We start from the raw sequence: 21945 nt of genomic DNA on the forward strand, positions 1-21945 counted from the left end.
CCAGCGGGGACGGTACGCCGGGGCACCTGGCCCCGGCTGCTCAACTTTGTGCACCTCCGCAGGCGGGGGCGGCAGGCGGGGCGGACGGCGGGCCGAGCCGGCCGGGGGCCGCCGCTCCTGTCACGCGGTGGTGGCGCGCAGGCGCGCGGGCACGGCCCACCACTGGTCCGGGCGGTCCACCACCGGTGCGTCCGGTCCGGTCTCGACGAAGCGGGCGAGACGGAGCAGGTACGCCGCGATGCCCGCCGCGCCCTGCATCCACGCGGTGCCCGGGGGCAGCAGCGGCGGGTCCCGGCGGTGTTCCAGGAAGCGCCAGCGCGTGCCCGTGTCGTCCCTGATCGCCCGTGTCACCAGCGCGTCGCCCATCGTGCGCGCGGCCCGCACCAGGGTGTCCGCCCGAGCGGGCGTCCCGCAGTCCTGTGCCGCGTCCAGCAGTACGTCCCCGACGCCCGCGGTTCCGCAGCAGCGGCCGTCGTTGTCCCAGAAGCCGGGGCGCAGTCGCTGCGGGACTCCGGAGGTCAGCAGCGAGGTCAGGCAGCGGTCCCGCAGCTCGCCGACCGGCAGGCCGGACACCTCGGCGACGCCCGCGTGCGCCAGCGCGGCGAACAGGTGCGAGGTGCCCGCCGGGCCGTGGCACCAGGTGTAGGTCACCGGTTCCACGTCCCGCTTGGAGGGCGGGATGGTGTGCGGGACGACCAGGCCGCCGCCCTCCAACGAGCCCATGGACACCACGTGCCGGGCGCCTTCCACCGCCGCCTCGACGAAGTCCGCGCGGTCGAGCGCCACGCCGGCCACGGCGAGCGCCGATGCCACTCCGGCGGTGCCGTGCGAGTAGTTCGGGCACTTCGAGGTGGCGCCCGGGGCGATGCCCCAGTCCAGGCCGGCCTCGGTGCGGTCGGCCACGCGCAGCAGCGCCTCGCAGCCCGTCGTCGCGATGGCCTCCGCGGATTCACCGCCCGCCCACACCGCCGTCAGCACCACTCCGGCGTTGCCCATGACGATGTCGTTGAGGGGGGCGTCGGAACCGGGTTCGAATTCGAGCGTGGTCCGCCACCCGTCGGGGGTCGCCAGGTGGGCCAGCCGCCGCAGGGCGACCGACTCCGTGCCCGGGGCCAGCAGCCTGAGTGCCATGGCGTCGCCCGCCAGGCCGTCGTAGAGGGACGGTTCGGCTCGGTGCGCGGCCTGAGCCGACAGCCGGGAGACGATTCCGTCCGCCAGGCTCCGCTCGCCCGCCGTCGGTTCCCGGTACCGCGCGATCTCCGCCAGCACCGGGGCGAGGCCCGCGATTCCCGCGTACAGCGTGTCGCGGTCCGGCGCCGGTGCCCCGGGCGCGCCGTCCTCCGGGACGATCTCGGGCAGCCAGGGGCCGTCGTCCTCGCGGATCTGCCGCAACACCCATGCCCAGGCGCTCTCGCCCAGTTCCCGGTACACCTCGTTCGCCGCCACGCGGTCACGCTACAGCGCGTGCGTGGTGCTTCCTGAGACCCGGGTCCCCCGTCTCCCGCCCACTCGACGGAACGAGCAGGTCATGGGCGAGGCCCCCTGCCGTGGCCGCGCGGCCGCCTCCCCCTATGCTCCGGGCATGAAGTTCTTCCGGTCCCGCGGCCGCGACGGCGCCGGGCAGGCCACGGAATCGCCGTTGATCCGGGCCATGACCCTGTATCAAGGCGGGAGTTACGCGGAGGCGGAGGCCGAGAGCCGCGCCGTGGCGGCCGCCCGGTCCGGGCTGCGCGACGACCCGTACGTGCCGCTGGCTCTGGGCATGGCCGCGCTGGCGGCGAATGCCCAGGGCCGCCATGCCGAGGCCGTCGCCGCGTACGGCGGGCTGCTGCCGGAGTTCGGCAGGATCCTCGGTGCCGCGCACCCGCAGACCCTGAAGCTGCGCTCGGACCGGGCGCAGGCGCTGAGCGCGCTCGCCCGGTACGCGGAGAGCGAGGCCGAGTGCACGGCGTTGGCCAGGATCGCCCGCCGCGGCGCCGGCCCGCACATGGCCCTCCTGGCGGCGGCCGCCCGCAACGGACAGATCTTCGCCCTGAACGGCCTGGGCCGGCACACCGAGGCCGAGACCGTCGCCCGGGAAGCCCTGGCCGCCCACGGCGACCGGGACAGGTTCCGCCTCGTCCTGCTGCTCGGTCTGGCCCGCAGCCTGAACGGCCAGGGCCGGCACACCGAGGCGCTCGCCGAGGCCGGGCGCGCCGACGAGCTGCGCCGCGGCCTGCCCGAGGGCGAGGGACGCTCGGAGATCGGTGGTGTCGAACTGGCCTTCTCCACGGCTCTGTTCGGGCTGGGACGGGACGCCGAGGCCCGTACTCTGGCCGCTACGGCCCACGCCTCCTGCCTGGCCGCTTTCGGCCCGGACCACCGCCGCACCGTCGAGGCCCGGGAAGTTCTCGACCGCGCCGACACCCCTGACCGGCCCCACACCTGACCGCAACTTCCGACCGCGGGCACGCACTTCGGTGTGCGTGCCGCGCGCAGGCGCGTCTTCCGGACAACACATTGACACGGCCCTGACAATTTTACGGTTCCATGGCACTCTGCGTCACGCACGTCCGTCCATCCGCACCGTTCTTCGTTCCCCCACCCTGCCCGGACCCGACCAGTCCGGGCACGGCAGAAGGAGACCTGCGTGAGACGCCATCGCACTGCCGCGGGCACACTCTTGGCCGTCGGAGCCCTGTTCGCCGGCGGACTCGCCGGCGCCGGTGCCGCGGACGCGGCGCCCCGGCACACGGCCCACCGACCGTCCGCGGCGGTCCGCACCGCCCCGGCCGCCGAACAGCACCGGGCCCGCACCTTCTGGACCCCCGAGCGCATGCGCGGCGCCACCCCCCTCGATCTGCTGCTCACCCGGCAGGCCGCGAGGAGCCTGAAAACCCCGCACGCCGGGGCGAGCTCCACGACCGTCGCACCCACCGCCGCCCCCGCCTCCTTCCCGCAGGCCGGCGGACCGTGGACCGCCGGCGGCGCCGTCGTCCCGACCTCGGGGCGGGTGTTCTTCACCTTCCAGGGCCGCACCGCGTCCTGCACGGGCAACGCGGTGACCAGCCAGAACGCCAGCACCGTCATCACTGCCGGGCACTGTGTGAAGTACCAGGGCAGCTGGCACACCAACTGGGTCTTCGTACCGGGCTACGACAACGGCAACGCCCCGTACGGTCAGTGGAGCGCGGCCAAGACCCTCACCACCCCGCAGTGGGAGGCGAGCGAGGACATCAACTACGACGTCGGCGCGGCGGTCGTGACCCCGCTGAACGGCCGGAACCTCACCTCGGTCGTCGGCGCCCAGGGCGTCCAGTTCAACGGCGGCTACAACAAGCAGATGTACTCCTTCGGCTTCCCGGCCGCGTCGCCGTACGACGGCACGAAGCTGATCTACTGCAGCGGCAACAGCTCCAAGGACTTCCTCTTCTCGCAGGACCACAGCCTCGGCTGCAACATGACCGGCGGGTCCAGCGGCGGCCCCTGGTTCACCGGGTTCAGCGAGTCCGCCGGTACCGGGCTTCAGGTCTCCGTGAACAGCTTCGGCTACGTCTTCCTGCCCAACCGGATGTTCGGCCCGTACTTCGGAGACGTCGTCAAGGCCCTGTACGACAAGGCACAGGCCGCCTAGCCGAGCCGGTCGAGGCGGCCACGCGGGGGCGAACTGTGCACTCCGGGACGGTACTTGGGAATCCGCGCGGTGATCTTCATGCCCGCCCCGACGCCGGTCTCGATCACGAGGCCGTGCTCGTCCCCGTAGACCTGCCGCAGCCGCTCGTCGACGTTGCGCAGCCCGATGCCCGACGAGGGGCTGCCCTCGCCGCGCAGGATCCGGCGGAGCCGGTCCGGCTCCATACCGACCCCGTTGTCCTCGATGACGATCCGGGCCACCGCCCCCTCGTCCTGCGCGGCGATGGTGATCCGGCTGCGCTCGACGCTCTCCTCCAGTCCGTGTTTGACCGCGTTCTCCACCAGGGGCTGGAGGCACAGGAAGGGAACCGCCACGGGCAGCACCTCGGGGGCGATCTGCAGGGTCACCTCCAGGCGCTGCCCGAACCGGGCGCGCACCAGCTCCAGGAACTGCTCGACGGAGCGCAGTTCCTCCGCGAGGGTGGTGAACTCGCCGTGCCGACGGAACGAGTAGCGGGTGAAGTCGGCGAACTCCAGGAGGAGTTCACGGGCCCGCTCGGGGTCGGTGCGGACGAACGAGGCGATCGCCGCCAGCGAGTTGTAGATGAAGTGCGGGGAGATCTGCGCGCGCAGCGCCCGGATCTCCGCCTCGATCAGGCCGGTGCGGGCCCGGTCGAGGTCGGCGAGTTCGAGCTGTACCGAGACCCACCGCGCCACCTCCTCGGTGGCACGGACCACCGGGGCGGACTCCCTGACGCCCAGCACGACGAGGGCGCCGAGCACCCGCTGGTCGACGGTGAGCGGCGCGGCGGCGCCCCAGCGCACCGGGCAGTCCGGATCCCGGCAGTCGACGGTGAAGGTCCGCGTGCGGCCGGTGCCCAGCACCTGGCGGGCCCGGTCCAGGGCCGCCTCCTCGTGATGCCGGCCGGGGCCGTCCCAGGCCAGCGTCCGGTCCTCGGCGGTGAGCGCGAGGGCGGCCGTGCCGAACAGCGGACGGAGGCGGCGCACCGCCTTGCGCGCCGCGTCCTCGGTGAGTCCGGCGCGCAGCGGGGGCGCGGCCACGGAAGCGGTGTGCAGGGTGTGGAAGGCCGCGCGCTCCACGGGCGTGCCGAGGTCCGCCCGCTCCTCGGCGGCCCGGCGCACCAGCAGCCGGCCGGTGGCGAGTCCCGCGGCGAACAGCAGGGCGCCGCCCGCGAGCAGGGCGAGCGCGATCATGCGGGGGCCTCCGGGGCGGTGGGCCGGCAGGTCGTCATGAGGTCGCTCCCGGCGGCTGGTGGGCGCCCCGCGCCGCGGCGCGCTCGGGCAGGTGGAGGCGGGCCATGGCCGCCTCGGTGCCGGCCGGGATCCGGTGCCGGGTGGCGAGCGAGACCAGGATCATGGTCAGGAAGCCGAGCGGCACCGACCACACGGCCGGCCAGGCGAGCAGGGTGTGCGCCCAGCCGTCCGCCAGTGGTCCGGCGATGGTCAGGGCGACGGCGGTGAGGGCGCTGCCCCCGCCGGTGAGCAGGCCCGCGATCGCGCCGGGCGCGGTGAGTCCGCGCCACCAGATGCCGAGCACCAGCAGCGGGCAGAAGGACGAGGCGGCCACGGCGAAGGCCAGCCCCACGGCGTTGGCCACGGGCAGCCCGCTGACGGCCGCGCTGGCCGTGGTCGGCACGGCGATCGCCAGCAGCGTCGCCAGCCGGAAGTGGCGGACGCCCAGGGAGGGCAGGACGTCCTGGCTGAGCACGCCCGCGACGGACAGGGTGAGTCCGGACGCGGTGGACAGGAAGGCGGCGCAGGCACCGGCGGCGATCAGGGCGCCGAGGAGGTCGCCGACGACGCCTCCGACGAGGCGTTCGGACAGGACGAGGACGGCGGCGTCGGTGTTGCCGGTGAGGAGCAGGTCGGGGGCGTAGACACGGCCGAGGAGACCGTACAGGGGTGGCAGCAGGTAGAAGCCGCCGACCAGGGCGAGGACGATCACGGTGGTGCGCCGGGCCGCGCGGCCGTCGGGGTTGGTGTAGAAGCGGACCAGTACATGGGGCAGTCCCATGGTGCCGAGGAAGGTCGCGCAGATCAGCCCGTACGTCGTGTACAGCGGGTGGTCGTCCCTGCCGCCGGACAGCGGGGTCGCCCAGCTGGAGGCGCCGGTGTGCCAGCCGCCGTCGGCGTCGCGCTCGGGTACCGGGGTGTCCGGCGGGAACCGCAGTGTCGTACCGGCCCGGACCTCGTGCACGCCCGGACCCAGCGACACGCGGCCGCCGTCGTGGCGCTCGTCGTCCACGGTGCCGGTCACGTCGGCGCGCAGCGGCTCCGCGATCCTGAGGCGGACGGTGCTGTCCACGGTGACCACGGTGTGCCGCCGGAAGGTCGGCGGCTCGTCCAGGGCCGCTCCGGGGCTCGGGTCGCCGTGCCAGGCGGCGGCCAGGAACAGCGCGGGCACCAGGAGCGCGGCCAGCTTCAGGCAGTACTGGAACGCCTGGACGAAGGTGATCCCGCGCATCCCGCCCGCCGCCACGGCCAGGGTGACGACGACCGCGACGAGCACGCCGCCCAGTTCTCTCGGTGCGCCGGTGACCAGGCCCAGGGTGAGGCCGGCGCCCTGGAGCTGGGGCAGGAGGTAGAGCCAGCCGACGCCGACGACGAGCACGCTGGCCACGCGCCGCGCGGCCCTCGACTCCAGGCGCGACTCGGCGAAGTCGGGCAGCGTGTAGGCGCCGGAGCGGCGCAGCGGGGCGGCGACGAACGCGAGGAGGACCAGGTAGCCGGCGGTGTACCCGACGGGGAACCACAGCATGTCGACGCCCTGGGCGGCGACGAGTCCGGCGATGCCGAGAAAGGAGGCCGCCGAGAGGTACTCGCCGCTGACGGCCATGGCGTTGAGGTACGGCGGCACGGTGCGGGAGGCGACGTAGAAGTCCGAGGTGGTGCGGGAGATGCGCAGTCCCGTCGACCCGATCACCAGGGTCGCGACGACCGCCGCGGACACGGCCACGATGCCGTACGTCTGGTTCACCCGGCGACTCCGGACGAGTGGCCGGCGCACGGCTCGGCGGCGGTCACCTTCAGGCCCTCCCGACGAGGTCCCCGGCGTCCCGTTCGTTGCGTTCGGCGCGTACGACGTACCACCGGCCGATCAGCACGAGTGCGGGGTAGGCCGCCACGCCGAGGACGGCCCACACGATCAGCGCCCGGCCCGGCCAGGGCGACTGCGCGGGCAGCGCCGTGAAGACGAGGGGCAGCAGTCCGATCACCGCGACGAGCAGCCCGAACGTGCCCATGGCCAGGCGGAGTTGGCGGCGCATCAAGGCCCGCAGGACCGCGGAGTCGACGGCGGACAGCTCCTCGCGCGCGCGGACCTCACGGGCGGCGCGGGAGGGCCCCTGGGCCGCGCGCGGGGTCCGCGGGGTCCAGGTGACGACTTCACGCCTGGGAGTCCCGGGAGCACTCATGCCGCAGCCTCCGACCCACGATGATCACCGTTCGCAGTGGAGTGTACGCATCGCGAAATCCCCGGGGATAGGCCACGGCGCCGGCTCGGTCCCCGAATGTGACCTCCGCTCCCGTGCCGGACTCCCCCGGGATCAGCGGCCGTTGCCCGGCCGGCCCGCCTTGGCGTCGCTGAGGAGCAGATCCCGCAGCTCCCGGGCGTTCCGGCGGCTCACGGCGAGTACCGCGCCGCCGACCCGGACCGTCAGGCTGCCCGCGTCGACCCGCAGTTCCTCGATGCCGGCGACCGAGACCAGGTGGCGCCGGTGGATCCGGACGAACCCCCTCGCCCGCCAGCGCTCCTCCAGCGTCGACAGCGGAATGCGCACCAGGTGGCTGTCCTCGCGGGTGTACAGCCGGGCGTAGTCGCCGTGGGCCTCGGCGTAGGTGATGTCGGCTATGGGCAGGAAGCGGGTCACTCCCCCGCGCTCCACCGAGATGTGGTCCGCGAGGGGGGAGGCAGGAGGACGCGGCGGCCCCGGGACCGCGCCCGTGCCCGCGTTCGCCGCGGCCTCCGACGACGGGGGCGGGGACGGTACGGCGCGGGTGGCGCGGTCGGCCTCGACGAGTTCCGCGACCCGCCGTACCGCTTCCGCCAGGCGCTCCCGGCGCAACGGCTTGAGCAGGTAGTCGACGGCTTTGAGGTCGAAGGCCCGCAGGGCGAAGTCCTCGTGCGCGGTGACGAACACGACGCGGGGTGGCGCGGCGAAGCCGGTCAGGAGCCCGGCCACGTCCAGCCCGCTGAGCCCTGCCATGTGGATGTCCAGGAACACCACGTCGACGTGGTCCGCGCCGCCCGGTCCGCCGTTCTGGGCACGGCCCAGTCGGCGCAGTGCATCGGTCGCGGCCAGGGCTCCCTCGGCGGAGCGCACCCGGGGATCGGCCCGTAGCAGGAACAGCAGTTCCTCCAGGGCCGGTTCCTCGTCGTCGACCGCCAGCACGCGCAGCATGGGGCGGGAGTGTAGACCCTCGGCCGGGACCGGGCACGGGTGTCGGCTGAGGGCCCGGGTCACCGTCCGCGCAGGGTCCTCGCCGTTTCCCCGGTGCGTTCGCGCAGCAGGATACGGAGCGTGTTGGCGTGCTCGTAGCCGACCTTGCGGGCGATGACCTCCAGCGGCAGGTCCGTGGTGCGCAGCAGGTGCGAGGCGCGCTCGACGCGCAGGTCCCGCACGAAGCCGACGGGTGAGGTGCCCAGGGTGCGGCGAACGGCCCGCTGGAGCGTGCGCTCGCTGACGCCGACGGCCCGTGCCCCGTCGGCGATGGAGATCGGCTGGTCGAGGTGGTCCCGGGCCCAGCGCTCGAAGGCCGCCAGGGTCGGATCGCTCTGTGCCAGCGCGGCGGAGATCGTGTACGCCGCCTGCGAGGGCCGCTCGTCGACGACCAGGTAGCGGGCGACCAGTTCGGCCAGGACCGGGCTGCTCATCCGGACGATCGCCAGGGCCAGGTCGACGTGCCCGAAGGCCGCACCGGCCGTGGTCACCCCCTCCGACGTGGCGACCATCCGGCTCTCGTCGACCGTCACGGCGGGGTAGCGCTTGCGGAAGTACGGCGCCAGCCACCAGCTCGTGGTGGCCCGACGCCCGTCCAGGATCCCGGACTCGGCCAGCAGGAACGTGCCCGTGCAGGCGGAGGCGACGGGGGTACGGCGTTCACGGGAGGCGGCGACGAAGCGTCGTACGGGCGCCGCGTCCCGGCCCGAGACGTGCGCGATCAGGGCGTCGGGGCGCCGCTCCGCCAGGGCGGGCACCACCAGCAGGTCCGTGCGCTCCGCGGTCCCGACGGGGGTGGCCTCCACGAGATGCCCGGCGCCCGTGCGGATCCGCCTGCGGAAGCCGATCGTGGTGACCGTCAGGGCGGGCGGCGGCTCGGGCAGCTCCTCTCGCAGGGCGTTCGCCCCGTCCAGCACGTCGAGCAGGGCCGCGAGCCCGGAGTCGAAGACACCGTCGTAGGCCAGCACAGCTATGTCCATGACGGAAACGATATCGAACGCGTCGTTTCCGACACTGGGTGGGACGGTCCGGGCGGCATAGCGTCTCAGCGTCCGGACGAGATCCGGTGCCCGGTACCGGCACCGCACACCTTCCACGAAGATCCACACCACGGGAGTGCACCATGACGAAACTCGGACTGCTGGCACGCATCGAGGCCAAGCCCGAGTACGCCGACGCGGTCGAAGGCCTGCTGCGCGACGCGCTCGAACTGGCCCGGGCGGAGGACCGCACCGTCACCTGGTTCGCCTTCCGGCAGGGCGCCACCACGTTCGGCGTCTTCGACACCTTCGACGACGAGCAGGGGCGCCAGGGACACCTCCAGGGCAAGATCGCCGCCGCGCTGATGGACGCCGCCGGGACCATGCTCAGCGAGGCGCCGGACATCCGTCCCGTCGACCTCCTGGCGGTCAAGCTTCCCTGACCGGAAGGCGCCGGGCGGCGGCGCGCGCACCGCGCCGCCGCCCGGCGACCCGCACACCCCCACCCCCGGGCCGCGGGCCGTGAAGCAGCGGCCGCGCGCCCCTCGAAGGACGGAAAGCAGCATGGCGCAGTCCGCCACCCACGACCGCGGCGCCTTTGGCGGCACACACTCCGGCACCGCGCCCGGAGCCGGCACCCGGTCGCGCACACATTCCTGGGAGCCGCCGGTCGGCTATGCGGCGGCCGGTGACCGCACCGGCCTCGAACTGGCCCGCATGAGTCTCGACGGGCGTCTGCCGGAGGCCCCGATCTGCGGGACCCTCGGCTTCCGGCTGATGGGGGTCGAGGAGGGCAGGGCCGTCTTCGAGGGCGACCCCGGCGAGCACCTCTTCAACCCCATGGGCACGGTCCACGGCGGTTTCCTGGCCACCCTGCTCGACTCGGCCCTCGGCACGGCCGTACTGACCGCGTTGCCGGCCGGTCGCGCCTACACCACCGTGCAGCTCGGGGTGCACCTGGTCAGGCCGGTGTTCGCGACCACCCCGACGCTGCGCTGCGAGGGCCGCACGGTCCACGTGGGCCGGACGACGGCGACCGCGGAGGCCCGCGTCGTCGGGGCCGAGGACGGCAAGCTGTACGCGCACGGGACGACGACGTGCGCCCTCTTCGCGGTGCCCGGCGGGGTGTGAGCCCCTTCCGGGCGGGGCGTCCTAAGCGCGTCCCTCCGCGGGACGGTCCGCCAGGAGTCCGGTGACCTGCGGGCGGACGACCTCCCATGCGGCGGCCGGCAGGTCGCCGAGCGCCGTCCGTCGCAGTTCCTCCAGGGCCCGCCCGGCGTCGCCGGTCGCGGTGGCGACCCCGCTGACCACGTCGTAGCCGTCCCGCACGGCGACCAGCAGGCGGTTGCTCCCGCCGTCGCGGGCGTGCAGCGCCGAGGCGACGACGAGCGGGGGCGCCCCGCCCGCTTCGGCGGGCATTTTGCGGTAGGCCGAGGCGATCGGCGTGCGCCAGTGGAGGCTCAGCAGGACGGGCCGCTTGGCCACCACTTCGGCCAGGTCGGTCTCGTGCACGCCGTCGGGCTCCAGCACCGTCGCCCGGGCGTCCAGGACCAGCGCCGCGGGCAGCAGGCAGCGCAGCGTGCTGCCGACGAGGTTCCCACCGACCGTGGCCGTCCGGCGCACGGCCCCGGTGCCCACCGTGGCGGCGGCCAGCCGCAGGACGTCCGGCACCCGGTCGTCGATCCGGTGCAGGACGACGCCCGCCCCGACCGTCTCCGCGCCGAGAACGTTGGCCTCCGTCAACTCACGTAGAGACATGGCGAGTTCGGGGAACCCGTCCCGTTGCCAGGTGGCCCACACGAGGGTGGCCCCGCCGATCGGCGCGGCGCCCGCGGCCAGACATTCCTGCGCTTCGGACACGGACGTGGGCAGACGCAACAGCACGGGCCGACCTGCCTTTCTGGGGAGTCGGGCGACGAGCGGACGGCTTGCCGGTCACCGCCCCGCGGCAGGGAAGTCTGGCCTCCCCGGCGGGGGCGCGTCCAGGGCACACAGCGGCCTCCTGTGCGCCCCCGCCGAGTGCACTGTGGGTACACCAGCCGTACGCTCAGGGTCAATTGCCCTGCCTCCGGCCGATTTACGGTGACCTCCAGCGGTACCGGACACATCGGAGACACGTCCGGCCCGTGTGCCGGATCCCCGGCAGCCCGTGCAAGACGAGGAGAAGCCATGTCCGATGCCGTGATGCCGGTGAAGCCGGTACTGGAACCCGCCGCAGCCGCGTTCGCGGAGGCGACCGCCGACCCGCCGTACCTGTTCGACCTGCCGCCGGCGGAGGGCCGCAAGGCGGTCGACGAGGTGCAGTCCGGGGACATCGGGAAGCCGGCGGTCGACGAGGAGTGGATCACCGTCCAGGGCGGTCCCACCGGCACCGTCCGCGCACGGATCGTCCGGCCCGCCGGAGCCACCGGCACCCTGCCGGTCGTCCTCTACATCCACGGCGCCGGATGGGTCTTCGGCAACGCCCGAACCCACGACCGGCTGGTGCGCGAACTGGCCGTCGGCGCGCGGGCGGCCGTCGTCTTCCCCGAGTACGACCTCTCCCCCGAGGCCCGCTACCCGGTGGCCATCGAGCAGAACTACGCCGTCGCCCGGTGGATCGTGCGGGAGGGCGCGGCCAAGGACCTGGACGGTTCGCGGCTGGCCGTGGCCGGCGACTCCGTCGGCGGCAACATGACCGCCGCCCTCACCCTGATGGCCAAGGAGCGCGGCGGTCCCGCCCTGGTGCAGCAGGTGCTGTTCTACCCGGTCACGGACGCGAACTTCGACACGCCGTCCTACCACCGGTTCGCCACCGGCTACTTCCTGCGCCGCGACGGCATGCAGTGGTTCTGGGACCAGTACACGACCGACGAGTCCGAGCGCGCGCAGATCACCGCGTCCCCGCTGCGCGCCACCGTCGAACAGCTCCAGGGTCTGCCCCCGGCGCTGGTCGTCACCGGTGAGGCCGACGTGCTGCGCGACGAGGGCGAGGCGTACGCCAACAAGCTGCGCGAGGCCGGCGTGGCCGTCACCTCGGTGCGCTTCCAGGGCGTCATCCACGACTTCGTGATGCTCGACGCCCTGCGGGAGACCCACGCGGCCGGAGCCGCCATCGACCTGGCCGTGCGCACCCTGCACACCGCCCTGCACGGCGCCTGAGCCCGGGAGACGACACCGACATGACCACCACCACGCCCACCGTCGTGCTCGTCCACGGTGCGTTCGCCGACGCCGCGAGCTGGTCCGGCGTCGTCGCGGAGCTCCAGCGCGAGGGCATCCCCGTCGTCGCTCCGCCCAACCCGCTGCGGGGGCTGGCCGCCGACGCCGCCCACATCGCCTCCGTGGCCGCCCGGATCGACGGGCCGGTCGTCCTCGTCGGCCACTCGTACGGCGGCGCGCTCATCACCGTCGCCGGTACCGCCGACAACGTCGTCGGGCTCGTCTACGTGGCCGCGTACGTCCTGGAGGAGGGCGAGAGCCTCGCCGAACTCCAGGGCCGCTTCCCGCTCTCACCGCTCGTCGAGAACCTGGAGCAGTGGACGTACCCGGTGCCCGGCGGGCCGGACGCCGTCGAGGTGACCATCGCCGCGGACGCCTTCCCGTCGGTCTTCGCCGCGGACGTGGACCCCGAGGTCACCAAGGTGCTCGCGGTGGCACAGCGGCCGCTCGCGGCGGCGGCGTTCGAGGAGACCGCGTCCGCCGCCGCATGGCGGACCAAGCCGTCCTGGGCGCTGATCGCCGGCGCGGACCGGGCGATCAACCCGGAGGTGGAGCGCTTCGGCGCGAAACGGGCCGGCGCGACCGTCGTGGAACTGGAGGGCGCCTCCCACGCGGTCGCCGTGTCCCGCCCCGAGGCGGTCGCCGGCCTGATCCGCGACGCCGTCCACGCGACCCGCTGACACCCGACGCCGAGGACGGCGACCGGCAGGCACCCGTGGTGGGCGGCTTCGCCGGTCGCCGTCGCGGGCCCGGCAGATAGGTGTCCGTTCGCCGCCAGCACCGCCCGAGGCCGGCGGATGGAATGGGGGCATGACTTCACGAGGAACTCTGAACGGCAGGACGGCCCTGGTCACCGGCGGGAGCCGGGGTATCGGCGCGGCGACGGCGCTGCGCCTCGCCCAGGAGGGCGCGGACGTGGCGGTGACCTATGTGCGCGGCAAGGACCCGGCCGAGGAGGTGGTACGGGCGGTGGAGGCGCTGGGCCGGCGGGCGGTGGCACTGCGCGCGGATTCCGCCGACGCGGAGGAGGCGGCCGGCGCGGTCGACCGTGCGGCCGAGGCCCTCGGGCGGCTGGACGTGCTGGTCAACAACGCGGCCACCGGACTGATGGGGCCGCTGGAGGACATGTCCCGCGCCGACGTGGACCAGCTCCTCGCCGTCAACGTCCGCGGGGTGTACCTGGCGTCCCGGGCCGCCGCCGCGGTCATGACGTCCGGCGGGCGGATCATCACGGTCGGCAGCTGTGTCACCCAGCGCGTGCCCGGCCCGGGCGCCACGCTGTACGCGATGAGCAAGTCGGCCGTCATCGGCCTGACCAAGGCCCTGGCCCGCGAGCTGGGCGGGCGCGGAATCACGGCGAACGTGGTGCACCCGGGCCCGATCGACACCGACATGAACCCCGCCGACGGCCCGTACGCACCGGCCCAGGCGGCCAGGACCGCCCTGGGCCGCTTCGGTACGGCCGCGGAGGTGGCGTCCGCGGTCGCCTATCTCGCGGGGCCGGAGGCGGCCTACGTGACCGGCGCGGAGTTCTCGGTGGACGGCGGCCACGCCGCCTGACCGGCGGCCGGGCGTGGCGGGCCGGCCGGCCCGCCACGCCCGGTCCACGGCCCGGTTCACCTGCCGTCGAGCCGGCGTACGTCCTCCTCGTCCCACTTACTGGTGTCACGGGGCTGCGTGTAGGGTTCGGCCTCGGCCGGATGTCCGCCGGCGATGGCCCGCTGGCGCACGGTCTCCGCGTCGAACTCCAGCCCCAGCAGGATCGCCAGGTTGCTGATCCACAGCCAGACCAGGAAGACGATGACGCCCGCCATGGTGCCGTAGGTCTTGTTGTAGGAGGAGAAGTTGGCGACGTAGAACGCGAAACCCGCCGAGGCGATCAGCCAGATCAGCAGAGCGAGGAAACTGCCCGGGGTGACCCACCTGAGGCCCCTGACCTTGGCGTTCGGAGTGGCCCAGTACAGGATCGCGATCATCACGGTGACCAGCAGGACCAGGACCGGCCACTTCGCGATCGACCAGACGGTCAGCGCCGTGTCCCCCATGCCGAGCGCCCCGCCGGCCCGCCGGGCCAGACCGCCGGTGAAGACCACGATCAGCGCGCTGGCGACGGCCAGCACCATCAGCACCACCGTGACGCCGACGCGCACCGGGAGGATCTTCCACACCGGCCGGCCCTCGGGCATGTCGTACACGGCGTTCGCGGCGCGGATGAACGCGGCCACGTACCCGGATGCCGACCACACGGCCAGGAGGATGCCGATCACGGCGACGACCGAGCCGGTGCCCGAGCCGTTCTGCAGCTGCTCCACGGCCCGCGTGATGATGTCGCGCGCGGAGCCGGGCGCGAGGTGCTTGAGGTTGACCAGCACCTTGTCGGTGGCCGATTTGCCGGCGACCGCCAGCAGGGACACCAGGACCAGCAGGGCCGGGAACAGGGAGAGGACGGAGTAGTAGGTGAGGGCCGCGGCCCGGTCGGTCAGCTCGTCGTCCTTGAACTCGCGCAGTGACCCCTTGAGCACCGCGAGCCATGCCCCCCTGGGCAGCTTGGTGGGGGTGTCCGGCGCCGCCTCCTCGACCTCCGGATCCGGCCCGGCCTCGTCCGGAGTGGGCACGCGCGGCCCGGGATCCCCGTCGCCGGCTGGATGCTCTTTACGCCCTGGAAGATGCAGCTTCGCCATATCAGGCGGGTACCCAGTCGTGCCGCCTCAAGCCGGCGAGTGGTCCCGGACGGGTTCGCACGGGTTCCGGGGCGGTTGCTGAGCGTGATGGCGGTGGTAGACCGGGGGGGGCTCGCGTCGGCTCCGCGCCTGCGTCACGGACGGCCGGCAGCGGGCTTTCGTGAGGTCGGCCGCCTGCTGGGAACCGCTCGCCGGAGTGTTCCGGTTGTCTCCCCTGCGTCGTCTTTCGCCTTGTGTGCGGGGCGAGTTGGGGAAGCCGGCGTCCCGCCGTCGCGGGGCGCGCCCCGCGGGGCCGGTTGTTGACCGGGCCACGGGGGTGGGATTTCATGAGGACCATGTCTGAGGGATCACGGAACGCGGCGGATCCGGTCCTCCCCTTCGCCACGCAGGACGCGTGGGAGAAGTGGCTGGAGGAGAACCACGAGGTCGTCCCCGGTGTCTGGGTGAAGATTCCCAAGGCCGACTCCGGGATCGACGGTGTCGACTACGCGCAGGCGCTGGAGTCGGCGCTCTGCTACGGCTGGATCGACGGGCAGAAGAAGAAGTTCGACGACCAGTACTGGTTGCAGCGCTTCACCGCGCGGCGCAAGGGCAGCAAGTGGTCGAAGGTCAACCGGGACAAGGTCACCGATCTGATCGAGCGGGGCCGGATGCGGCCCGCCGGCCTGCGCGAGGTGGAGGAGGCCAAGGCGGACGGCCGCTGGGAGGCGGCGTACTCGGCGCAGAGCAAGGCGACGGTCCCCGACGACCTGCGGAAGGCGCTGGACGCGGCGCCGGCGGCCCGTGACTTCTTCGCCACGCTGGACAGCCGCAACCGGTACGCGATCCTCCACCGGGTCGAGGACGCCAGGAAGCCGGAGACCCGGACGGCCCGGATCGAGAAGTTCGTCGCCATGCTCGCCGAGGAGAAGAAGCTGTATCCCTGACCGGGGTGCCCCGGATGCCCTCCGCGGGGCGCGCCACGCCCTTCACCCTTGTCCGGATCAGGGGTGGAGGGCGTTCGCGGTCACCGCGCCCCGATGGTCGTCAGTGGGCGTCGGCGAAGCGCTTGAAGGCGGCCTTGGTGCCCGAGCCGGCGATCCCGTCGATGGCGCCACGGTAGCCGTAGGAATCCTTCAGCCGGCGCTGCAGGCCCTTGATCGTGCCCTTGCCCACGACGCCGTCGATCGGGCCGGTGTAGCCCCAGTACTTCTTCAGGCAGCGCTGGAAGGCCTTCCAGCTGTTGGGGCCGAGCTTGCCGTCGATGGAGCCGGTGTAGTGCCAGTAGCTCTTCAGCCAGCGCTGGACCTTCTTCGCCTGGGCGGTGCTCAGGCCGAGGTTGTTCACCGCCTGCGGGGTGACGGCCTCGGAGGCCGCCGCCGGGTGCGCGGCCGCGGGTGCGGCGAAGCTGGTCCCCGCGGCGGCGAGAGCCGCGACGGTGGGCATCGTTTCGTTCCCCCTGTTTGTCGGGGTGCCTCACGGCACAGCACACAACGTACGGTTCCGGGGCTGCCCGCGTCGCCGAACCGCGAGTTGACGTCCGCCTCCACCGGTCGCGGCAGCGGGGCCGGTGTACAACCTCCGCGGTGCCGGCGGCACGTCGGCGGGCTGACGGGACCGGCTACCGGTGAGTGGTGCCGCGGGCCGCCCACAGGTCGCGGAGGACGCCTATCTCCGCCATGTGGTGGATGAACTCGAGGTTCGCGCCCCACAGCACGGCCGCGTACGGGTCGTCGGGGTCGGAGCCGTAGGGGTACTGCGAGAGTCCGACGGTGTCGAGCTGTTCGTCGGTCAGGGCGGCGACGCTGTCCCGCCAGCGGTCCAGCAGCGACCAGAACCGCTCCAGCGCCGGGCCGGCGTCCGGGGTGAAGTCGACCAGCAGCTTCGGGTCGGTGCGCCGTTCGCCGAAGGTCCACTCCCACTGCCCCGCGAAGCAGAAGTGCAGGTGTGCGAGGCGCCACGCGATCGTGGTGACCGGAGAGTCGTCGGGTTGCGCCGGGCCGGTGTGGCGGAGGACCTCCTCGACGCGTCCGACGCTCACGCTCCAGTCCTCGGCGATCTTCGCGACCGTCATGCCGTCGGCCGCCTGCCGGGCGACCTCCGCGTACTCGCTCGCGGGGATGTCGGGGGCGCCCTGGTCGAGCACCCACTCGCCCGGGCCGAACGCCCTCGGTGTCGTCGCCTCGCCCCGGCGCCGGATCGACCAGCATCCGGGGACCGGCTCCCACAGGTACTCCTCGTCGCCGAGTCCCGTCAGCCGTACCCGGGCCTGCTCCCTGGCGCAGTCGAACTGGTCGAGCAGCAAGCCCAGTCGGTCGGTCCGTACGCGCTCGGTCCCCATGTGCGTTCCCCTCCACGGTCAGCCGCCTCGCTGCGGTGAGGCGGAGGCTAACGGCACGCCCGCGCGCGGCGCGACGGATTTCCGGGGCCGCACCGGGTCGACCGCCTTCGTGACGGCGGCACGCCCGGCGCCCGGCCTCTACGCAGTGCCGGCAGCCGGTAGCCGGTGACAAGGTGGCCACCGCTCACCCGGCTGAGCGGCCGTCGCAGGCCCCGGACTCCAGCACGCCGTACGCCCACCACACGCACGTGTCATCCTGTCGCTGATCAAGGTCAGGGAGAACTCGTACGGGACGAGCGCGTGGTGACGGGCAGGTCAACGCGAAGGGCGTCATCTCGGGTGCAGGCTGCGACCCGGTGAGTGACGACGGCGAGTGCGGTGACAGCGGGGACGGCAAGCGCACGGTGTTCTTCACGGACATCCCTCTGGCAGAGAAGGCGTTCCCAGGAGGGGTCAAGAAGTGCTGAAACGAACCGTGAGACTCGCAGTCTTCGCCATCGTGTCCGTCCTGGCGACGACCACGTCTGCGTGCAGCAGCGCCAAGCCCTGCGCCGGAGTCGGCGTCACCTCGCAGATCGGCGTGATGTTCCTCCAGCGGGGCTACACCGACCTTGCCGGCGCCACCTACGAACTGTGCGCAGGGGGCAGGTGCGTCAGGGATCACCTCGAACAGGAGGACATCACCCACGTGACCCTGCGCCTTCCCGACGACGTGGGCCCGGACCTCGGTACGGTCCGTTTTCGGGTCACTCCTCGGGGGAGCAACCATCCCGAGATCGACGCGTCCTCCGACGTCGAGCTGATCCGCCGGTCCGACGGCTGCGGTGGCGGCGCCTACAGCCAGGGCCTCGCCTTCACCAGAGAAGGCGGCCTGACCACGAAGATTCCACCCGGCGTGAGCGCGGCCTGGCACAAGCACATCAAGTCACTGGCATCGCCCTCCGAGTAGCCAGATGACGCAGCCGATCATCGTCTCGGCCATCGTCGCCACCTCGGCGACCACTGGGGGCCGGACGCGGTCGGCGGCGCGGTGGTGGTCGCAGCGGGCTTCGGTCTGTCACACCTGTCGAAGGGGCCGCGCACGCCGGCTGGTCACGCGGACGGCGGCGCTTCGGCCTGTTCCAGCCCAGTTCCGCCGCATGACGCGGGCGGCCGTATCCGTCTGGCTCGGCGCCATCGCCCGAGGCGCTTTGGCCGTCGCCTTCGTAGGCTCGCACAGCTCGCACGGCGCGGTCGTAGCGGGCGGCAGACTGTGCCGCACGGCGATGATCATTGCGCGGCGTCGCAGCGCCGCAGTTCAGGCTGGCGGTTCTTGGCGGAGACGGCTTTCACGCAACCGTTCACCCCAAACCGCCGCCGTATCGGCGGGCAGAGATCCCGCCCCCCGGAATCGAACCCGACCACGGCCCGAGCAGACATCCTCCCTGAGCCAGGTCCTCCGCGGCGGATGATGTGGGCGGATCAGCGGGCGACCGAGATCGCGAAGGGCGTGAGCCCGCTGGACCGGATCACGTGGGGGACGAACAGGATCGCGGCTTCCGTCGCGCGGGCGGTCTGGATTCCGCCGAGGTCGGTGATCCACTCCTGGCGCCAGCCGATGCCGGTGAGCAGTTCACGGACGGTGTGCTTGGCCTCGGCGTCCTCGCCGGAGAGGAACGCGGTCGGCGGCTGGGTGAGCGTGGCCGGCGCGGTCATCACCGGGAAGAGCATGGTGTTGAGTGTTTTGACTACGCGGGTTTCAGGGAGCGCTTCCTGAAGCTTTTCGGCAAGGCTCGAGCCGGGGTAGAGCAGGTCGGCGGGCAGTCCGTCCGGTCCGTCGAGGGTGGCGTTGGAGACGTCGACGAGGATCTTGCCCCGGAGTTCGGCGCGCAGCGCCGCGAGACGTTCCAGTGAGCCGGCGCCCGGGGTGGCGTTGATGACGATCCGGGCTGCCCGGGCGGCATCGGCGGCGGCGCCCGGCGTGCGGTCCGCCACGGTCACCTGATGCCCCGCCCGGGTGAGGGCGGCGGCCAGGGTGCCGCCGACGCGGCCGTTGCCGAGTACTGCGATGTTCTTCATGCGGATTCGTTCCTCTCGGTGGGCTCTCGTACGGGTCAGCGCGAGAGCGTCGACGCGGCTTGGGCGTGGACGCCGGGTGCTGCGGCCAGGAAGCTGCTGCTCTGCGGGGTCCACGGACGCCCTTCGGCGTCGGAGATCCGTCCGCCGGCCTCGGTGACGAGGAGCGCGCCGGGGAGCAGGTCCGCTCGGGCGCCGACGAACTGCCAGAAGGCGTCGATCCGGCCGGCGGCCACGTCCACCAGGTGCAGGGTCGCGGGCACGGCGGTGCGGACGACGAGTGCGTCGGAGAGCATCGCGGTGATCGAGGAGCCCACACGGCGCACGACCGTCTCGTCCTCGTCCGGCCGGGCCTGGCTGGTGGCCACGATGCCCAGGCCGAGGTCCGTGGTCTGCGAGACGTGCAGCGGCATTCCGTCACGGTGGGCGCCCCCGCCGGCGAGCGCGGTGTAGGTCTCGCCGGTCAACGGCAGATGGACCGCGGTGAGAGCCGGCTGGTTGTCGCGCACGAGGGTCGCGGTCACCGCCCACTCCGGCAGGGCGTGCAGGTGGTTGACGTTGCCTTCGGCCGGATCCACGACCCACCATTCGCCGGACGGCAGCGCGCCGCCGTCGAGTTCGTCCTCCACCCAACCGGCGTCCGGGCGCAGCTCCGTGAGGCGGGGGCGCAGGATGCTCAGGGCGGTGTCGTCGTTGGCTGCGAGTGCGCGCATCAGCTCGTCGCGGGTCTGGTAGCGGACCACCTCGCCGAAGCGCTCGCGCAGTACCGAACCGGCGGTGCGCACGGCGATCACGGTCTGCGCGAGCAGGTCGGCGTCGGTGGCGGAGCCGGCGGCCGCGGTAGTGGCCTGGAGTGATGCGGGCATGGTGGTACTCCCGTCTGAGCAGGGGGATGAGGTCGACTGGGCGGGCCGCGTGCTGTGTTGCCGCCCGCACTTCGAAGGCTAGGAGAGCCCATCGTTAACCTCAAGTGCATGTAAAGCACGGCTAGGATGACTCCCATGCAATTGGATTTGAATCTGCTCGCCGCGCTCGATGCGCTGCTGGAGGAGGGCAGTGTGGCCGGGGCGGCCGCACGTCTGCACGTCACCGCCCCCGCGATGAGCCGGAGTCTGGGCCGGATCCGTCGCACGACCGGGGACCAGATCCTGGTGCGCACCGGCCGCACGATGACTCCGACGCCGTATGCGATCGCCGTCCGGGAGCAGGTCCACGAGCTGCTGCACCAGGTCCAGGGCGTGCTGGCACCGAGCCGTGAGCTCGATCTGGCAACGTTGGAACGCACCTTCACACTCCGCTGGCACGACTCCCTGATCGCCCTGGGCGGGCCCGCGCTGCTCGCGGCCGTGCGGGGACAGGCGCCGGGTGTGCGACTGCGCTTCGTCGCGGAATCGAGCACCGACTCCCCCGAACTTCGGCGTGGCGAGGTCGATCTGGAGGCGAACGCCAACCGCCCGAGCGCACCGGACATCCGCACCGAGAGCGTGGGCGAGAGCCGTCTCGTCATCGTCGTGAGGCAGGGGCACCCCCTCACCAGCGTCCGAACGGTCACCGCACAGCAGTACGCCGCCGCTGAGCACATCACCGTCTCGCGGCGTGGGAACCTCAGCAACGCCCTCGACGACGCTCTCGCTCGGCTCGGTCTCACACGCCGCGTGGTCGCGACAGCGCCCACGGAATCGGCCGCGCTGGAGTTCGCGCGCGGCTCCGATCTCCTGGTCAGTGTCCCCGAAGCCACCACGCGCTCCGCGGTCGCCGACCTCGGCCTGACCGTGCTCCCCTTGCCGCTCGAACTGCCTTCGGCGCCCGTATACCTGTCGTGGCATCAGCGCTACGACACCGACCACGCCCACGCCTGGCTGCGCGGGCTGGCACGGGCCGCGCTGACCTCTTGCGACGCGCCGCAGCCGACAACGTCGGGCAGCTCAACCCGCTGATCCACGCGACTACTTCGCTACCGCACGGCCGACAGGAGCACGGACCGCGGATGTCGCCGCCCGCCCCGCCGATCACGTGGCCGCCCTCCGCGAACGCCTGCGCGCCCTGCCGCCTCCCGTGGACGTATCCGGCGCCGCAACCGCGTCACGCCGACGATGGACCTCAAGGGGCCCAGGCCTATGCCAGGGCCAGACGGAAGTATCTCGAGTGTCGACAAAGCATCAATAAGACAGGAGTGAGCCACGTTGTCACGTGCGTCCCGAGTCGCCGTCACCGCAGGGGCCGTTCTTCTCGCCCTGGGCACAGCCACCGCCGACGCGAACGCGAACGCCGCGCGCAGGCCACGAACTGTGTGGTCGACATCGACTCGGGCAGCAAGCAGTGCTACGACACCTTCCGCGCGGCTCCATGACGTCCACGGCCGGCACCGGGTGCCGGAGCGGGAACGGCCGGTACCGGGCGAGCTCCATCGCCATGCTGTAAAGCCGCCGCGAGGAACAGCGCCCGCCCCCGCCCCCCTCCCCCGGGGGCGGGCGCCGCGCCGTGCTCAGTCCGGCGACGGGCCGGACCGACCGTGACGAAGAAGACCTCCGGGGGCGCCGTGCCTGGAGGGCAGATCGCCACCGTCACCCGTCTCCGATGGAGTGCGCAGGTTCCGTCGACATCGGAGGCTGCCCGCACACCGGGCGTGTTCCGGG

General features: G+C 73.0%; 22 protein-coding genes. 10 read left to right on the forward strand and 12 right to left on the reverse strand.

The features are described from left to right. Positions 1-120: 120 nt before the first annotated feature. Complete coding sequence (locus BLW57_RS03950) at positions 121-1446, reverse strand: lanthionine synthetase LanC family protein (protein ID WP_256339376.1); 1326 nt, start codon at positions 1444-1446, stop codon at positions 121-123. 136 nt (positions 1447-1582) lie between these two features. Here BLW57_RS03950 and BLW57_RS03955 point away from each other — a divergent pair, with 136 nt between their 5' ends. Both BLW57_RS03955 and BLW57_RS03960 read left to right on the forward strand, forming a co-directional pair. Further along, entirely contained in the window at positions 1583-2428 is an 846-nt protein-coding gene (locus BLW57_RS03955) for a tetratricopeptide repeat protein (protein ID WP_093480509.1), read from the forward strand. A gap of 201 nt (positions 2429-2629) precedes the next feature. Further along, on the forward strand, positions 2630-3613 hold the full coding sequence (locus BLW57_RS03960) for a trypsin-like serine peptidase (RefSeq protein WP_093472172.1): 984 nt from the start codon (positions 2630-2632) through the stop codon (positions 3611-3613). Here BLW57_RS03960 and BLW57_RS03965 read toward each other — a convergent pair. The 5 genes from BLW57_RS03965 to BLW57_RS03985 form a co-directional block, all read right to left on the reverse strand. Continuing rightward, positions 3610-4827: a sensor histidine kinase gene (locus BLW57_RS03965; RefSeq protein WP_093472173.1), complete on the reverse strand. Its 1218-nt coding sequence runs from the start codon at positions 4825-4827 to the stop codon at positions 3610-3612. The genes BLW57_RS03960 and BLW57_RS03965 overlap by 4 nt on opposite strands. 34 nt (positions 4828-4861) lie before the next feature. Next, on the reverse strand, positions 4862-6610 hold the full coding sequence (locus tag BLW57_RS03970; protein WP_093472175.1) for a sodium/solute symporter: 1749 nt from the start codon (positions 6608-6610) through the stop codon (positions 4862-4864). Between the two features lie 49 nt (positions 6611-6659). Then, positions 6660-7046, reverse strand: a complete 387-nt coding sequence (locus tag BLW57_RS41235) for a hypothetical protein (RefSeq protein WP_176985448.1) — start codon at positions 7044-7046, stop codon at positions 6660-6662. Between the two features lie 132 nt (positions 7047-7178). Continuing rightward, complete coding sequence (locus BLW57_RS03980; protein WP_093472176.1) at positions 7179-8033, reverse strand: LytR/AlgR family response regulator transcription factor; 855 nt, start codon at positions 8031-8033, stop codon at positions 7179-7181. Between the two features lie 59 nt (positions 8034-8092). Beyond that, a complete protein-coding gene (locus BLW57_RS03985) occupies positions 8093-9052 on the reverse strand; it encodes a GlxA family transcriptional regulator (protein ID WP_093480511.1) in 960 nt (319 codons plus the stop codon). Positions 9053-9195: 143 nt separating this feature from the next. Here BLW57_RS03985 and BLW57_RS03990 point away from each other — a divergent pair, with 143 nt between their 5' ends. Both BLW57_RS03990 and BLW57_RS03995 read left to right on the forward strand, forming a co-directional pair. Next, the gene (locus tag BLW57_RS03990) at positions 9196-9495 is read left to right on the forward strand and encodes a putative quinol monooxygenase (RefSeq protein ID WP_093472178.1); all 300 of its coding nucleotides are present in this window, start codon (positions 9196-9198) and stop codon (positions 9493-9495) included. 121 nt (positions 9496-9616) lie between these two features. Beyond that, entirely contained in the window at positions 9617-10183 is a 567-nt protein-coding gene (locus BLW57_RS03995) for a PaaI family thioesterase (protein ID WP_093472179.1), read from the forward strand. 21 nt (positions 10184-10204) lie between these two features. Here the strand turns inward: BLW57_RS03995 and BLW57_RS04000 are convergent, their stop codons facing one another. After that, positions 10205-10936, reverse strand: a complete 732-nt coding sequence (locus BLW57_RS04000) for an FAD binding domain-containing protein (protein WP_093472181.1) — start codon at positions 10934-10936, stop codon at positions 10205-10207. Between the two features lie 285 nt (positions 10937-11221). Between BLW57_RS04000 and BLW57_RS04005 the strand changes: the two genes are divergently transcribed. From BLW57_RS04005 to BLW57_RS04015, 3 genes are all read left to right on the forward strand, one after another. Continuing rightward, the gene (locus tag BLW57_RS04005) at positions 11222-12193 is read left to right on the forward strand and encodes an alpha/beta hydrolase (RefSeq protein ID WP_093472182.1); all 972 of its coding nucleotides are present in this window, start codon (positions 11222-11224) and stop codon (positions 12191-12193) included. Between the two features lie 20 nt (positions 12194-12213). Further along, positions 12214-12933 (forward strand): alpha/beta fold hydrolase, encoded by a 720-nt coding sequence (locus BLW57_RS04010; protein ID WP_093472184.1) that lies wholly within the window; start codon positions 12214-12216, stop codon positions 12931-12933. 130 nt (positions 12934-13063) lie between these two features. Next, entirely contained in the window at positions 13064-13813 is a 750-nt protein-coding gene (locus tag BLW57_RS04015; RefSeq protein WP_093472185.1) for an SDR family oxidoreductase, read from the forward strand. 56 nt (positions 13814-13869) lie between these two features. Here BLW57_RS04015 and BLW57_RS04020 read toward each other — a convergent pair whose 3' ends face one another. Further along, entirely contained in the window at positions 13870-14934 is a 1065-nt protein-coding gene (locus tag BLW57_RS04020) for a YihY/virulence factor BrkB family protein (protein WP_093472187.1), read from the reverse strand. Positions 14935-15269: 335 nt separating this feature from the next. Between BLW57_RS04020 and BLW57_RS04025 the strand changes: the two genes are divergently transcribed. Beyond that, complete coding sequence (locus BLW57_RS04025; RefSeq protein WP_093472188.1) at positions 15270-15860, forward strand: YdeI/OmpD-associated family protein; 591 nt, start codon at positions 15270-15272, stop codon at positions 15858-15860. A 100-nt stretch (positions 15861-15960) separates the two neighbouring features. Here BLW57_RS04025 and BLW57_RS04030 read toward each other — a convergent pair whose 3' ends face one another. Then, complete coding sequence (locus BLW57_RS04030; protein WP_093472190.1) at positions 15961-16359, reverse strand: peptidoglycan-binding domain-containing protein; 399 nt, start codon at positions 16357-16359, stop codon at positions 15961-15963. A gap of 175 nt (positions 16360-16534) precedes the next feature. After that, positions 16535-17254, reverse strand: coding sequence for a DinB family protein (locus BLW57_RS04035; RefSeq protein ID WP_093472191.1), 720 nt, complete (start codon positions 17252-17254; stop codon positions 16535-16537). 475 nt (positions 17255-17729) lie between these two features. Here BLW57_RS04035 and BLW57_RS04040 point away from each other — a divergent pair, with 475 nt between their 5' ends. Further along, entirely contained in the window at positions 17730-18203 is a 474-nt protein-coding gene (locus tag BLW57_RS04040; RefSeq protein WP_143050263.1) for a hypothetical protein, read from the forward strand. A 512-nt stretch (positions 18204-18715) separates the two neighbouring features. Here BLW57_RS04040 and BLW57_RS04045 read toward each other — a convergent pair. Beyond that, positions 18716-19312: an NADPH-dependent F420 reductase gene (locus BLW57_RS04045; RefSeq protein WP_093472195.1), complete on the reverse strand. Its 597-nt coding sequence runs from the start codon at positions 19310-19312 to the stop codon at positions 18716-18718. Between the two features lie 35 nt (positions 19313-19347). Next, complete coding sequence (locus BLW57_RS04050; protein WP_093472196.1) at positions 19348-20175, reverse strand: 3'(2'),5'-bisphosphate nucleotidase CysQ; 828 nt, start codon at positions 20173-20175, stop codon at positions 19348-19350. A 135-nt stretch (positions 20176-20310) separates the two neighbouring features. Between BLW57_RS04050 and BLW57_RS04055 the strand changes: the two genes are divergently transcribed. Further along, complete coding sequence (locus BLW57_RS04055; protein ID WP_093472198.1) at positions 20311-21246, forward strand: LysR family transcriptional regulator; 936 nt, start codon at positions 20311-20313, stop codon at positions 21244-21246. Positions 21247-21945: the final 699 nt, after the last annotated feature.

Source organism: Streptomyces sp. 1222.5 (assembly GCF_900105245.1).
GTDB lineage: Bacteria > Actinomycetota > Actinomycetes > Streptomycetales > Streptomycetaceae > Streptomyces > Streptomyces albidocamelliae.

Excerpts from the sequence above, each read along its gene's own strand:
- BLW57_RS03980 (WP_093472176.1), bottom strand. The coding sequence starts at position 8,033 with ATGCTGCGCGTGCTGGCGGTCGACGACGAGGAACCGGCCCTGGAGGAA.
- BLW57_RS04020 (WP_093472187.1), bottom strand. The coding sequence starts at position 14,934 with ATGGCGAAGCTGCATCTTCCAGGGCGTAAAGAGCATCCAGCCGGCGAC.
- BLW57_RS04045 (WP_093472195.1), bottom strand. The coding sequence starts at position 19,312 with ATGAAGAACATCGCAGTACTCGGCAACGGCCGCGTCGGCGGCACCCTG.
- BLW57_RS03995 (WP_093472179.1), top strand. The coding sequence starts at position 9,617 with ATGGCGCAGTCCGCCACCCACGACCGCGGCGCCTTTGGCGGCACACAC.
- BLW57_RS03965 (WP_093472173.1), bottom strand. The coding sequence starts at position 4,827 with ATGATCGCGCTCGCCCTGCTCGCGGGCGGCGCCCTGCTGTTCGCCGCG.
- BLW57_RS41235 (WP_176985448.1), bottom strand. The coding sequence starts at position 7,046 with ATGAGTGCTCCCGGGACTCCCAGGCGTGAAGTCGTCACCTGGACCCCG.
- BLW57_RS04055 (WP_093472198.1), top strand. The coding sequence starts at position 20,311 with ATGCAATTGGATTTGAATCTGCTCGCCGCGCTCGATGCGCTGCTGGAG.
- BLW57_RS03990 (WP_093472178.1), top strand. The coding sequence starts at position 9,196 with ATGACGAAACTCGGACTGCTGGCACGCATCGAGGCCAAGCCCGAGTAC.
- BLW57_RS04005 (WP_093472182.1), top strand. The coding sequence starts at position 11,222 with ATGTCCGATGCCGTGATGCCGGTGAAGCCGGTACTGGAACCCGCCGCA.
- BLW57_RS04010 (WP_093472184.1), top strand. The coding sequence starts at position 12,214 with ATGACCACCACCACGCCCACCGTCGTGCTCGTCCACGGTGCGTTCGCC.
- BLW57_RS04035 (WP_093472191.1), bottom strand. The coding sequence starts at position 17,254 with ATGGGGACCGAGCGCGTACGGACCGACCGACTGGGCTTGCTGCTCGAC.
- BLW57_RS03955 (WP_093480509.1), top strand. The coding sequence starts at position 1,583 with ATGAAGTTCTTCCGGTCCCGCGGCCGCGACGGCGCCGGGCAGGCCACG.
- BLW57_RS04025 (WP_093472188.1), top strand. The coding sequence starts at position 15,270 with ATGTCTGAGGGATCACGGAACGCGGCGGATCCGGTCCTCCCCTTCGCC.
- BLW57_RS04050 (WP_093472196.1), bottom strand. The coding sequence starts at position 20,175 with ATGCCCGCATCACTCCAGGCCACTACCGCGGCCGCCGGCTCCGCCACC.
- BLW57_RS04030 (WP_093472190.1), bottom strand. The coding sequence starts at position 16,359 with ATGCCCACCGTCGCGGCTCTCGCCGCCGCGGGGACCAGCTTCGCCGCA.
- BLW57_RS04015 (WP_093472185.1), top strand. The coding sequence starts at position 13,064 with ATGACTTCACGAGGAACTCTGAACGGCAGGACGGCCCTGGTCACCGGC.
- BLW57_RS03985 (WP_093480511.1), bottom strand. The coding sequence starts at position 9,052 with ATGGACATAGCTGTGCTGGCCTACGACGGTGTCTTCGACTCCGGGCTC.